Here is a 14,457-nt window from a genome sequence, read left to right as displayed (position 1 = left end):
TGACAAAACAAGATTCCGCTAGTTTGCTAAAGGGGGGAATGAGGTGAAAATCGCCTTTTCCAGAATGACCGTCGCTTGGCTGATTGTCATCGCTATGCTGATCTCGATATTGGTTTTCCCTGCATATCAGTCCGACGCATCCGGTACTAAAGCCGCGACAAATACAGAAGCCGATTCAAAGAGCAGCCAGAACTCCTTGACGAACGTATCAGAGAACAGCTACGAGCATTATTTGCAGCAGTACGAAGATGAAGAACGGCCAAATGAGGAGATCGTGATTCGAGGGGCGGACTTTACAAGCGCTAATGAAATGAACCCCGAAATCGTAGGCGAGCTGGGTGGAATATCGGGCGACTTCGTCAAGACGGCGGAGAGCGGTTCGATCGGGTGGGAACTTGAGGTACCGACACCCGGTTTATATCATATCGCCATTAACTATTTTCCGATCGAAGGCAAAAGCTCTGCAATCGAAAGGGAGCTGTTGATCGACGGAGAGCTTCCATTCACCAGTGCCAGAAACCTGATTTTTAACCGGGTATGGAAAAATGAAAGCGATCAAATCATGCAAGATAATCGGGGCAACGAGCTGCGGCCGCGCCAGGTCGAATCGCCTATGTGGCAGGAGACGCTGCTTAGAGATACAGAGGGATATTTCGAAGAACCGTATCTCTTCTATTTCACAGCTGGCAAGCACACGTTGACACTGGTGTCTTCCAGAGAGCCGATGGCAATCGACTATATCAAATTGTATCGCTACGATGGGCCTGATGCTTACGAAGAGGTGAAGGCAGATTACGCATCAAAGGGTTATAACGAGACCAGCGGGCACCTGATCAAAGTGCAGGGTGAGAACGCCGCTTACAAGTCATCGCCGACTTTATATCCCATTCCCGACCGTTCGAGTCCGTCTACAGAGCCTTATGACGTATCGAAGATCAGAATGAACACAATCGGTGGCAACAACTGGCGGGTGCCGGGCCAATGGATCGGATGGGAAATTGAAGCACCGGAGGACGGATTATACCGCATTGCCATTAAGAACAGGCAAGAATTGCTAAGGGGCATTTATTCTACACGCTCGCTATGGATTGACGGGAAAATCCCGTTTCAGGAAATGACGCAAATTCCGTTTTATTACGACTCGGATTGGCAGATGAATGTGCTCGGCAGCGAGGAAGAGCCTTATTTATTCTATTTGACTAAAGGGAAGCATGAGCTGAAGCTTGAGATCAGTCTGGGCGCGATCGCACCTCTGATACGCCAAGTAGAAGCAAGTCTGCTCGAAATTAATGCCATGTATCGAAAAATCTTGATGATTACCGGTAACGTTCCAGATCCATACCGTGATTATCAATTAGATAAACAAATTCCCGACATGGTAGAAGTGTTCCAGAAACAAAGCGACATTTTGTATGCCGTGTCGGAAGAGCTAGTGCGCCTGACGGGCGAAAAAAGCGACAAAACCGCCGTGTTGAACAAAACGGCCTATCAGCTGGCAGATTTGGCAAAAAAACCGGAATCGGTTCAGAAGCGATTGGCTCAATTCAAAATCAATGTAGGCAGCGTAGGCGCCTGGATTCTCCAGGTCAGAGAGCAGCCGCTCGAAATCGATTACTTAGTCCTTGCATCGTCTGATGTAAAGCTGCCTAAAGCGAATGCTTCCTTTGGCAAAAAAACCGTTCACGAGGTATCATCCTTCTTCCATTCCTTCATTGAAGATTACGATACGATCGGAAACACGGCTGACGATAAGCAGTCCATAACGGTATGGGTAGGAACGGGGCGCGATCAGGCGCAAGTGCTGAAAGCGATGATTGACGATACGTTTACGCCGCTTACCGGAATTGGCGTAAATCTTAAGCTTGTCAATCAGGATGTGCTGCTTCGCGCGTCGCTCGCGGGTGAAGGCCCCGATGTGGCCATGCAGGTCGGAAACGATGTGCCGGTCAATTTCGGTATGCGGAATGCAGCAGAGGATTTGACGAAATTCCCGGACTACGAGGCGGTCGTGAAGCAATTTAGAGATAGCGCGACTGTTCCTTACAAGTTTGAGAATCAAGTATTTGGTCTGCCTGAGCAGCAAATCTTCAATATGCTCTTTTACCGGAAGGACATTCTGGAGGAGCTGAATTTGGACCCGCCGCAAACGTGGGAGGATGTATATGCGATGATTCCGGTTCTGCAGAAGAACCACATGGATTTCGCTCTTCCGATTGCCCAGGCGACGGGTGTCCCCGTGCTGGAAGCGAACCGTGCTTATGCGATGCTGCTATACCAGATGGATGGATCGTTCTACTTGAAAAACGGGGCCAAGAGCGGTCTGGATACCGATACTGGTCTAGGCGCATTCAAGAAATGGACCGATTTCTATACCAGCTACAAGCTCCCGTTGATTTTTGATTTTCCGATGCGGTTCCGGACGGGCGAAATGCCGGTGGGCATTCAGGATTATACCTTCTACAACTATTTGACCGTTTCAGCGCCGGAAATCAAAGGCTTATGGGAGTTCGTTCCGGTTCCGGGAATGGAGCAGCCGGACGGCACAATTCGCCGGGACGTAGCCAGCAGCGGAACAGCCGCCATCATGCTCAAGCAGGCCAAGGACAAGGATGCGGCCTGGGAGTTCATGAAATGGTGGGTAAGCAAGGACGCGCAGGTACGCTTCGGCAGAGAGATGGAAGGGCTGATGGGCGCCGCGGCGCGTTATCCGACGGCCAATATCGAAGCGCTCAAAGAGCTGCCTTGGCCGGCGCGCGATTATCTCAATCTCGAAGAGCAATGGCAATGGGTTCAGGGTGTGCCAGAGGTGCCGGGCGGTTATTTCACGGGAAGGCATCTCGACAACGCGCTTCGCGAAGTTATCAACAACGGCACGAACACGGCCGACGCCTTGTATGACTATGTACAGGAGATCGACTATGAGATAGCGGAAAAACGTAACGAGTTCAATTTGGACGGAAAGGACTAGGGAGGGACTCTTTTGCAAAAAACGAAAATCGCGGCCGAGATTATGATACAGCCGAAGGGCCGCTCTGCCGGCTTGCAAGGGAAATGGGAGTTGTTCGTCAAGGACGTGAAGCGGGATCGGCATTTATACGTCCTGCTGGCTCCATATGTGTTGTTGTTCCTGTTATTTACCGTACTCCCGGTCGTCATATCCATTTTCTTCAGTTTTACGCATTTCAATATGTTGGAGGCTCCGCGCTGGATTGGCTGGGAGAACTATTCCAAGCTGTTGTGGAACGATGACGTATTCCTGATCGGGCTTAAAAATACGATGATCTTTGCCGTTATTACCGGACCAGTCAGCTATATCGCCTGTTTCGTCTTTGCGTGGCTCATCAATGAGCTTAATCCGAAGGTCAGGGCATTCATGACGCTCGTGTTTTTCGCGCCGTCGATATCGGGCAACGTTTTCTTTATATGGCAATTTATTTTTTCCGGTGATTCGTACGGTATCATGAACGGATTCCTGATGAAGATCGGGATCATTTACGAGCCGATCCTATGGCTGCAAAATCCGAAATACATGCTCACGATCATCATTGTCGTTCAATTGTGGCTGAGTCTGGGCACCAGCTTTCTAGCTTTCATTGCCGGCTTGCAGACGGTTGACCGCACGCTGTACGAGGCGGGAGCGGTGGACGGAGTCAAAAACCGCTGGCAGGAGCTTTGGTTTATAACCCTTCCTTCGATGCGGCCTCAACTAATGTTCGGCGCCGTCATCCAGATCACGTCCTCCCTTGCGGTAGCGGACGTCGCAATGGCTCTAGCGGGCTTTCCGAGCGTGCAGTACGGAGCTCATACGGTCGTTACGCACTTAGTGGATTACGGCACGATTCGGTTCGAAATGGGTTATGCGTCGGCCATTGCAACCGTGCTGTTTATTCTGATGCTGGGCACGAATCTGGTCGTTCAAAAGTTGCTGAAGAGGGTGGGGGAATAGGCGAGATGAAGCTGGCCATACGTCTCAATAAAAAAGTGAACCGCTCTTGGCAGGTGGATATCATGCTGCTTCTTTTGCTGGGCGTGTTCGGTGCCTTTATGGCAGTACCGTTGATTTATGTCATTAATAATGCGTTTAAACCGCTGGATGAGCTGTTCATATTCCCGCCTACGCTGTTCGTGAGGAATGCGACGTTCGAAAACTTCGCGGATTTGTTTCAAGTTATGAAAAACTCCTGGGTGCCATTTTCTAGATATATTTTCAATACGTTTTTTATTACGGCGGCAGGAACCGCAGGTCATATTCTATTAGCTTCGGCGGCGGCTTACCCGCTGGCCAAGCACAAATTTCGCGGTCATAAAGTATTGTTCACGGTCATTGTCCTTTCGCTAATGTTTTCTCCGCATGTGACGGCTATACCGAACTATATGATCATGTCTGTCTTGGGATGGATTGATTCGTATCAGGCTGTAATCGTTCCGGCGTTCGCTTTTCCGCTCGGCCTGTATTTGATGAAGCAATTCATGGAGCAAATACCGGACGCGCTGCTGGAAGCCGCGAAGATTGACGGCGCTAGCGAATACCGCATTTTCTGGCAGGTCGTCATGCCGCTCGTCAAGCCTGCCTGGTTGACGCTGCTCATCCTGATGATGCAAATGCTGTGGGGAACGGATGGAGGAAGCTTTATCTACAGCGAGCAGCTTAAGACGATGCATTACGCCATGGGGCAAATCGTTCAGGGCGGTATAGCCCGCGCAGGGGTGGGAGCCGCAGTTGCGGTTATTATGATGACGGTGCCGATCGTAACTTTTGTTTTGTCTCAAAGCAATGTGATTCAAACGATGGCTTCGTCCGGCATGAAGGACTAAAGCGATGGAGGCGTATAGGTTTGATAATAAAGCGATCGATTCTGATCCTGGCGGCTGTGATGATTATCGCCAGCCTAAGTCCTAAGCCGGCTCACGCATCGCCGTACGAGGGATATACCTATTCATATTGGGGAAATGCCGTTCAATCGCCGATCGCTTATCTCCCTTCCAGGACGATAACGGGTCAGGAAATAGGCATTGGACCAATGGTGACGCCGAGCGATATGTTCGCGGCGTCTGACGGCAATCTGTACGTTCTGGATTCCGGTAACGGGCGGATTGTGGTGCTTAACAGCGAGTGGAAGGCGATCCGCCAAATTCAAGGCTTCGACAATAACGGCAAGCAGGATAGCTTCAATAAACCGGAAGGCATCTACGTCAGCGGGGCAGGTCATATTTATGTGGCGGATACCGAAAATAGGCGCGTCGTCGTACTGGACGGGAGCGGAGCGTTCATCAGAGAAATCGGCGCTCCGAAGTCGGAGGTGCTTAGCGACAATTTCGAATATTTCCCGCGCAAGGTCATTGTCGATAAAGCCGGCCGAATCTATGTTGTCGCCAGAGGCGTCTTTGACGGCATTATCGAATTCGACAGCGAGGGCGACTTTACCGGTTTTATAGGTACGAATCCTGTGCAATTCGATCCGGTTGATTTGTTCTGGAAAACGGTATCGACAAAAGAACAGCGGGAAAAAATGATCCGATTTGTCCCAATTGAATTTAACAATGTGGACGTAGATGCAGACGGATTTATCTTTACGACTACGGCTGACAAGCAAACTTCAGTTCCCGTCAAAAGGCTGAACCCGTCCGGCATCGATGTGCTTCGCGTAAACGGGGCATGGGGTCCGATAGGCGATTTCAGTAGAGAGCGATCGGCTTTCATCGACATCGATGTCAGCGGCAATGGCGTGTACCGGACGCTTGATTCGACTCGGGGGCGGATTTTCACTTATAACGAGGACGGCAATTTATTGTACGTAATCGGTCAGCACGGCAATCAACTCGGCACGTTCAAAACTCCGATCGCGATTGAAAGCTTCGGCAATCGAATTTTTGTTCTGGATAGTGATCTTGGAATGATTACCGAGTTTGCCGCGACTAAATTCGGGAGCCTGGTTAACGAAGCGAACGGTTTGTACAGCATAGGGAAGCACGATGATGCGGCAAAGCTGTGGGAACAAGTGCTCAAGCTGGATGCGAATTACGAAATGGCCTATGTCGGAATCGGCAAGTCGATGCTGCGTCGAGGCGAATATAAGCAAGCTATGACTTATCTGAAGCTGGGCAACGACAGGGAATATTATTCCAAAGCGTTAACGAAATTCCGTAGGGAATATATGCGCGAGTATTTCGGGACCTACATGACGATTGTGATCGCGCTGATAGTGGTCATAATGGCCGTGCGCCGTGGCATGAGGCTAAGAAAGGAGGGCATGAAACAGGATGCAGTTTCTCAAGGACGCTAAGTACACACTGCATGTCGCATTTCATCCCTTTGACGGTTTTTGGGATCTGAAATACGAGAACAAAGGAAAGCTTAGAATCGCGCTTACCATCTTGTTTGGCGTGACGGTAATGATGATACTGAAACGCCAGTATGCCGGCTATGTAGTCAACTTTAATTACCCGCTGGATTTAAACAGCATTGACGAGTTGAAATACATTGTCCTCCCTTTCCTGCTCTGGTGCGTCGCGAACTGGTCGTTGACTACACTGATGGACGGGGAAGGGAAATTTAAAGAAATTGTCATCGCCACAGGCTACGCGATGCTCCCTTTAATTCTAATCTATCTGCCCAATATATTGCTCAGCAATGTCATTACGCTGCGCGAGGCTTCATTCTATCATTTGCTGGAATCCGCGGCTGCGCTATGGTTTGTTTGGCTGCTGTTTATTGGAACGATGACGGTTCATCAATATACGGTTATGAAGACGATCATGACGATGCTGTTAACCGTCGTGGTCATGGGTGTTATCATCTTTTTGGGTCTGCTGTTCTTCAGCCTGATTCAACAAATCGTTGCTTTTGTTTACACGATCTATCAGGAACTTTCATTGCGAGCATAAGAAAGGGGGCCAAGCGGTGAAGCGGAGGCTTGCGATCATCATGACAGCAGTTATTATCGGCTGCTTGCTTATATCCCAAGGCACCAATTTCGCGGAACCTGCATCCGGGGCGGTGGCAGGTCCAGAGGCTGGGGCAGCGTCCGCGTCCGCGCCGGTCGACGAGCAGACTGCCGAGTCTACGGTTGCGAGCGGCGATTCCGGCAAGGCGGCGAGTATAGCCGAAGGTATGGATAAGGCGGCCGAGAATGAATTTTTGATTTTGTACGTTAACAATACAACGACGGAAATCGCGGTTCAGGACAAGCGAAGTGGGGCGATCTGGTATTCCAATCCGCAAGATCGTGAACAAGACCCGATCGCCACAGGCTATAACAAAGCAAAGCTGAACGTGCAGGTCGAGATATCTTATTTGGACACTGCGGGAAATTCGGTAAAGTATGACAATTATACGCACAGCGTTCAGAGCGGCCAATATGTCATTGAGAAGGTAAGCGACGGCTTGAACATCGTTTATACGCTAGGGGAAGTTAAAAGCGATATCGACACGATCCCTAAATATATAAGCGAGGAAAGATTTCAAACTCTCATCCTGGACAAGATCGAAGATTCGGGAGACAAAAGAGAAGTTGAGAAGCGTTTTAAGCATAACGAGCAAGAGAAGCGTTATGAAAGAAGGGACTCCTCTTTAAAGGGAGTCGGATTAAAGAAGGTAACCGAAGTTTTCGAACAGATCGGATATGACGAGGAGCAGAAAGCGATCGATAACGCTGCGTCTGGCGAAGCGGCTGCCGGCGATCTTAATGTCAAGATCCCTCTCCATTATCGGCTTGACGGAGAGCAGTTGAAGGTTACGGTTGATTCGGGCGGGGTCGTATACCCGGAATCGATGAAAATTCAAACGCTATCCCTGCTTCCATTTTTTGGTGCGAGCGGACTCGAGGATGAAGGCTATACGCTCGTTCCGGACGGTTCGGGTTCACTGATCCGCTTCAACAATGAAAAAACGTACGCCACGCCGTTCCGTAAAGAATTATACGGGACTGATTCGGCCATTCGGCAGCAAATCCGAATTCAGAATGATGAAGCTGCGCGATTGCCTGTATTCGGAATGAAATACGAGGACCGGGCATTCGTCGGAATCATTGAAGAAGGAGATGCGGTCGCAGCAGTTGAGGCAGACATAAGCGGCAGGCTTAACGTCTATAACACGGTGTCCCCTAGCTTTAAGCTCCGTAACTTGGAGGAGGTTACGCTGACGAACGGGTGGCGCTCCAGCACGGTTAAGAAATTTCAAGCAGCGCCTTTTCAGGGCGATATTAGCGTTCGATATGGATTTCTCGGCGCCGAGGATGCCAGCTACTCCGGCATGGCCACGGAATATCGCAATTACTTGATCAAGCAAGCGGGTCTAACTAGGCTGACGGATGAAGAAGGCGTTCCGTTCTATGCCGAGCTTATAGGCGGCATACCGAAAAAGAAATTTTTCCTGGGCATTCCTTATAACGCTTATGAGCCGCTTACGACCTTCGATCAGGCTGAATCCGTATTGGGTCAAATGCTGGATCTGGGAATCGGTAATATCAAGCTGCGTTATACGGGTTGGTTCAACGGCGGCATAATCCATGACCTCGCGAATTCCATTTCCGTTGACAAGAAGCTTGGCGGAAGCAAAGGATTGAACGAGCTGAAAGCTTATGCTGATGCCAACCACATCTCGCTGTTCCCTGACGCAACCTTTCTTGAAGCAGCACCGAATGCGGACGGTTTCAAAAAATCGCAGGCTTCCCGGTTTATTAATGGCAAGCTGGCACATATTTATCCGTACAGCGCTGCCGACTTCAGAGAAGAAGACGAACAGGAGCCCGGTTATGTGCTTAGTCCGAATTCGCTGCCCAAAATTGTAAACGGATTTATTGACGATTACGAGAAGCTGCAGCTGAGCGGTGTGTCGCTGCGCGATCTTGGCAGCATGCTGAATTCCGACTTTAACCGTTCCAATGTCATCGATCGCGAAGAAGCGAAGGAGATCGTGAGTGGACAGCTACAACAAATAAGCGGCTCCGTCAAGGAAATATTGGTGGAAGGCGGAAACGCTTATGCGGCTGCCTATGCGCGGCATATCGTAGATGCGCCAATGACAAGCAGTGACTTTATCATTACCGATGAAACCGTTCCTTTTTTTCAGTCGGTGTTTCACGGTTACATTAATTACGCCGGAACGGCCTGGAACATGGCGGATGATCAGGATTCTACGTACAACTTCCTGAAGGCGCTCGAAACGGGATCCGCTATGCATTATACATGGTTTAATGCTGATTCGTCGGCGATCAAGATGACAGAGTTCGATCACTTGTATTCTGCCGATTACCGGCTATGGATCGAGGAAGCTTCACAAAGATATCGCGAGCTAAACGATGTACTTCATGATGTGCAGTCCCAAACAATTGTCGATCATCGAATGCTGGCCGACGGCGTGTATCAAACGACGTTCGAAAAAGGCAAAACGATTATCGTCAATTATAACGATACAGAATCGAATTTGGACGGAATTATAGTGGGGGCAAAGGATTATTGGGTTGGAGGTGAAATGCAGCGATGAGGTTCAAGAAGCTTTCGCTTGAACAAAAAAACAGATATTACGGACTTTATTTCATACTTCCCTGGTTTGTAGGCTTCTTGTTCCTGTTTATGATTCCGCTCTTGTCCTCGTTCCGGTACAGTTTAAGCAATCTGCAAGTTACGGATGATGGCTTCAGCCTGGAGTTTATCGGATTGTCGAACTATCGGGAGGCGCTGCTGTCGCACGAGTCGTATGTCAGGATATTGACGGAATCCGTGATGAATATTGGGGTTAACACGCCGCTCATTATTATTTTCAGTTTATTTTTTGCGGTTCTTCTCAATCAGAAGTTTAGAGGACGAGTGCTCGCCCGGGCTATCTTCTTCCTTCCGGTTATTCTGGCATCGGGAATTATCGCTAGTATCGAGAACGGAGATTTGATGCAGTCCGTCGTCCAAAGCGCGAACGATACAACTGGCGGCGGTTTGTCCGTTATGAAAAATTTGGAGCTCACCGTCATCCTCGTCGAATCAGGGATAAATATTACTTTTGTCGAGTACTTGACGGGGGCTGTCAGCCGAATCTATGAGATCGTCAGTCAATCCGGCGTCCAAATTTTAATTTTCCTTGCAGGGCTTCAGTCGATTTCTCCCTCCTTATACGAGGCTGCCAAGATCGAAGGTTCGACCGGCTATGAGTCTTTTTGGAAAATTACGTTTCCAATGATCAGCCCGTTGATACTGACAAATCTGGTCTACACGATAATCGATAGCTTCATCAGCGATGAAACAAGCCGGCTAGTGGTAGATACGGCATTCAAAAGCTTCGATTTTGGTCTCAGCGCCGCGATGGCCTGGATGTACTTCGCCGTCATTGCGCTTGTGCTGTGGATCACGACGTCGATTGTGTCGCGCAAGGTCTTTTACCAAGATTAGCGGTTTAGGCTAATGCTTACGAAGTATGTTTGCTCTGCAAACATTGAAGGCGAATGCTTACGATGTATGATTGCTCTGCAAACATTTAAGGGGAGATTACATGAAGACGGAAACCGCAGTACAACAACGGTCAACGAAAGAAGAGCGGATGCATCGCATGCATCGTATGGCATCCGCTGCCTATTGGGTTGAGTTTGCAAAAAAATGGTTATGGGTCATCGTCCGATTCGTGCTTATTTTCGGCATATCATTTGTCATCGTCTACCCGATTTTGTTGAAGTTATCGATTGCGTTCAAAAGTATGGATGATTTATACGATTCTGCGGTCATTTGGGTGCCGAGGGCGTTAACACTCGATAACTTCAAGCTCGTGTTCCAAGCGATGAACTATCCGCGCGTGCTGCTCAATACGTTATTTCTCTCTTCCGCGGTTATGCTGCTCCAAACGATAACCTGCGTGCTGGCCGGATACGGTTTTGCGAGAGTGAGATTTAAGGGAAGCGGCCTTTTGTTCGCGGCAGTTATTTTTACGATTTTAGTGCCGTCCAATACGATTATGATTCCGCTCTATTTACATTTTAAAAATTTTGATCTGTTYGGATTGATTGAGCTAATTAAGGGCGAGCCAGCCAATCTGATCAACACCTACTGGCCGTTTATTATTTCTGCGGTACTCGGCATGGGCGTGAAGACCGGGTTGTACGTTTATATTTTTCGCCAGTTTTTTAAAGGGATTCCAAGAGAAATTGAAGAAGCCGCTTACGTTGATGGCGCCGGCTATTTTTCAACATTCAGAAGAGTTATTTTGCCCAATGCAATCCCTTCGATGGTGACGGTCATGCTGTTCTCGTTCGTATGGCAATGGAACGATTCCTTCTTTACGAACATGTATTTGAATGAACCGAAGGTCATGTCTTCGATGATGGCTTCTTCCGGGTATGCAATCGCGACTTTCCTTAGCGGAGGGGAACAGGCGGCAACAGCATCCTATGTTCAGGATCCGTTCTTTATGTCCATGATGATGAATACCAGTGTCCTGATGGCCATACTTCCGCTTATTATTTTATATTTGTTCGTGCAAAGACATTTTGTAGAAAGCGTTGAACGCTCAGGATTAGTAGGTTAGGAGAGGCGGATGAAAAGAAAATTGATAGTCATCACAGTTGTTGCTTTTACTTCAGTTCTCGGCTTGTATTTCGGATTCACATCGGGAGGCTCCGACAGCCCTAGCAGCTCCAACAGCGCTAACGGCCCCAACAGCTCCAATAACTCCAATAGTGTGAAAGAGACAGTGGAACCCGTGCAGCAGCCGGCACCTTTGGACGCTTTTGTAACGATAGATGAATCGGTCCGCTATCAAACGATTGATAACTTTGGTGCGTCTGATGCATGGTCTATGGATCCTCTAGGCAAGCAATGGACGGAAGAAAATAAAAATCGAGTTGCAGACCTGCTTTTTTCGAGGGAGAAAGGGATCGGGCTGTCGGCATGGCGTTTCAATATCGGTGCAGGCTCGAGTGAAACGGACCAGACGATTATTCCCGATCCATGGCGGCGGGCGGAAGCATTCAAGATGTCGGAGACCGGCGATTACGATTGGAACAAGCAGTCGGGTCAGCAGTGGTTTCTACAGGCAGCCAAGGATCGCGGCGTAGATTCTTTGATCGCATTCGTGAACAGCCCTCCAGTCTGGATGACGAAGAACGGACACGCCCAACCGGACCCGGATGTCGGCTCCACCAACTTGAAAGAGGGCTATGAGGATGAATTTGCGGCATACTTAATCGATGTATTGGAGCACTTTAGACAAGAAGGTCTGACGTTTGAATATATCAGTCCCATTAACGAGCCGACCTGGGATTGGAACCGTGCGCAGCAGGAAGGGAACCGTTATAACAATGAAGACCTGAAGCGCGTCATTCTCGAATTGCACCGTCAGTTAAAGAAAAGCAGCCTCGATGCGCAAATCAGCGCTGTAGACGGCGTGGAAATTACTTCGCTGCTGGATGACGAATATTATCAAATGTTTGCGGGCGGCGGGCAATATACAAGCGGGGCCAATAGCCTGGGAGCAGGAAAATACCGGGAGTATATTAAGGATTTTCTTGGCGACCCCGAACTCAAGGAAGCGATCGGCAATAAAATTGCTTCGCATTCCTATTGGTCCGATTACAGCAAACCGGGAGACGACCGGCTCGGCAAGCTGAGAGAATTGCTGGATGCCAATATGAAGAAATACGACGCTGAGGCTAAATATTGGATGTCGGAATATTGTATTCTTGGCGATTACGGTCCCGGCCGCGACCTCGGCATTGATCCCGCTTTGTATGTGGCCAGAACGATTCATTTTGATTTGACGAAGGCGAATGCGGCCGCTTGGCAGTGGTGGACGGCGGTGTCCAAGGTCAATTACAAGGACGGTCTGATTTATACCGACTTTAACGAAGCGGGGGACGAGCAAAATATTTTGACATCCAAAATATTATGGGCTCTTGGCAACTACAGCAAATTTATACGTCCCGGCGCGGAGCGCATTGCGCTTACGGGGCTGGACGAGGGAGCTGAGAGCGAGCTGCTGGGCTCGGCTTACGTACATGAAGGAGAACAGACGGTTACGGCTGTGTTTGTTAACGACAGCGAAGAGGATAAGCGTATTCAGCTTTCGTTGAAAGGCATAGACAAGAGCCGTTCCATTACGGTTATGGAATCGTACATTACGTCAGCTGGCCGCGATCTTGCTCGGGGTGAAGACGTTACGGTTCGGGACGATCAAGCTTTTGAAGCGGTCATTCCCGCGAAATCTGTCGTCACCTTGACGGGGAGTGGGGCAAACGATGCAAGGAAATAGCAGAAGTGATGAAGAAGCGGTTCAACTAGACCAAGAAGCGCTGACGGTATACAATATCGAAAATGTGCTGGGCCACTTGACTTTGCCTGTCAAAGGGGAGAACGGAACGACGATAACTTGGCAATCCGGAAGCCCTGAAATCATTGCGGCGTCCGGAGAAGTGGCCCGTCCCCAGTTCGGCAGTGGAAATCAATCGGTGAAGCTAACGGCAACCATCACCCGAAATGGTGTAACTGCAGAGAAGGTGTTTGAGGCAACCGTCAAAGCGGCTCCTACAAAGGAAGATTATGCGGGTTACCTCTTCTCTTACTTTACGGGAGAAGGGACGCTGGACGGAGAGCAAGTCTATTTCGCGCTTAGTGAAGGGAACGACCCGCTTCACTGGAAAGAGCTGAATGGCGGGAGGCCGGTACTTACGTCCACTATGGGCGAGAAAGGGGTGAGGGATCCCTTTCTCATCCGATCACCCGAAGGCGATAAGTTCTATATGATTGCTACTGATCTGAAAATCAACGGAGACTGGAACTGGGACCGGGCTCAAAGACAGGGGAGCCGATCCATCATGGTATGGGAATCGAGCGATCTTCTGAATTGGACCGAACCAAGAATGGTCGAGGTTTCGCCACCAGAGGCAGGCAACACGTGGGCTCCCGAAGTTTTTTGTGATGAAGCAACGGGCGAGTATATCGTGTTCTGGGCCTCCAAGCTGTTCGCTGATGAAAGTCATACCGGCAATGCCTATCAAAAAATAATGTACAGCAAAACCCGGGATTTCTATGTCTTTACCGAACCGCAGGTGTACTTGGATTTCGGGTATTCCATTATCGATACGACTATGATCTCCCATAAGGGGAAGATCTACAGGTTTACGAAAGACGAAAGAGACAACCAGCCGTTATCTCCTTACGGAAAAATGGTATTTCAGGATGTATTGGGCTCCGTATTCGATCCCGGCTGCCAAATGATTAAAGAAGGCGTCGGGAGTATTAAAGGCGTCGAAGGTCCAACCGTTTTTAAATCCAATACGGAAGAAAAATGGTATTTGTTCGTCGACGAATTCGGTTCCAGAGGTTATTTGCCGCTCGAAACGACTGATCTGGACTCAGGCGTATGGACGCTTTCTACCGATTACGATTTGCCCAGCAGCCCCCGTCATGGAACGGTTATACCGATAACGAAAACCGAGTACGATGCCATTTACGCCAAATACTTTAGCCACCTTTGACCGT

General features: G+C 49.2%; 10 protein-coding genes. All 10 read left to right on the top strand.

From position 1 onward, the window contains the following. Window positions 1–43 precede the first annotated feature (43 nt). Window positions 44–2,968 (top strand): extracellular solute-binding protein, encoded by a 2,925-nt coding sequence (locus tag AC1DLI_RS17750; protein WP_477604777.1) that lies wholly within the window; start codon window positions 44–46, stop codon window positions 2,966–2,968. A gap of 42 nt (window positions 2,969–3,010) precedes the next feature. Further along, window positions 3,011–3,946 carry a carbohydrate ABC transporter permease gene (locus AC1DLI_RS17745; RefSeq protein WP_477605075.1) on the top strand — a complete coding sequence of 312 codons (936 nt, stop codon included), beginning with the start codon at window positions 3,011–3,013 and terminating at the stop codon, window positions 3,944–3,946. Between the two features lie 5 nt (window positions 3,947–3,951). Then, window positions 3,952–4,815, top strand: coding sequence for a carbohydrate ABC transporter permease (locus AC1DLI_RS17740; protein WP_308995721.1), 864 nt, complete (start codon window positions 3,952–3,954; stop codon window positions 4,813–4,815). 20 nt (window positions 4,816–4,835) lie between these two features. Beyond that, the gene (locus AC1DLI_RS17735; RefSeq protein WP_477604775.1) at window positions 4,836–6,284 is read left to right on the top strand and encodes a gluconolactonase; all 1,449 of its coding nucleotides are present in this window, start codon (window positions 4,836–4,838) and stop codon (window positions 6,282–6,284) included. Then, window positions 6,262–6,885: a Yip1 family protein gene (locus tag AC1DLI_RS17730; RefSeq protein ID WP_477604773.1), complete on the top strand. Its 624-nt coding sequence runs from the start codon at window positions 6,262–6,264 to the stop codon at window positions 6,883–6,885. Before AC1DLI_RS17735 ends, AC1DLI_RS17730 begins: the two co-directional genes overlap by 23 nt. 16 nt (window positions 6,886–6,901) lie before the next feature. Then, the gene (locus tag AC1DLI_RS17725) at window positions 6,902–9,484 is read left to right on the top strand and encodes a DUF5696 domain-containing protein (protein WP_477604771.1); all 2,583 of its coding nucleotides are present in this window, start codon (window positions 6,902–6,904) and stop codon (window positions 9,482–9,484) included. Beyond that, window positions 9,481–10,380: a carbohydrate ABC transporter permease gene (locus tag AC1DLI_RS17720; RefSeq protein WP_308995725.1), complete on the top strand. Its 900-nt coding sequence runs from the start codon at window positions 9,481–9,483 to the stop codon at window positions 10,378–10,380. The genes AC1DLI_RS17725 and AC1DLI_RS17720 overlap by 4 nt, the downstream gene beginning before the upstream one ends. Before the next feature lie 148 nt (window positions 10,381–10,528). After that, entirely contained in the window at window positions 10,529–11,506 is a 978-nt protein-coding gene (locus tag AC1DLI_RS17715; RefSeq protein WP_374992087.1) for a carbohydrate ABC transporter permease, read from the top strand. Between the two features lie 9 nt (window positions 11,507–11,515). Then, window positions 11,516–13,228, top strand: a complete 1,713-nt coding sequence (locus AC1DLI_RS17710; RefSeq protein ID WP_477604768.1) for a glycoside hydrolase — start codon at window positions 11,516–11,518, stop codon at window positions 13,226–13,228. After that, complete coding sequence (locus tag AC1DLI_RS17705) at window positions 13,215–14,453, top strand: immunoglobulin-like domain-containing protein (protein ID WP_477604766.1); 1,239 nt, start codon at window positions 13,215–13,217, stop codon at window positions 14,451–14,453. Before AC1DLI_RS17710 ends, AC1DLI_RS17705 begins: the two co-directional genes overlap by 14 nt. Window positions 14,454–14,457 lie beyond the last annotated feature (4 nt).

The organism is Paenibacillus sp. 01T443 (assembly GCF_056398325.1).
Note: the sequence above shows the minus strand (reverse complement) of the source record. Positions and strands in the feature narration are given on the sequence as shown.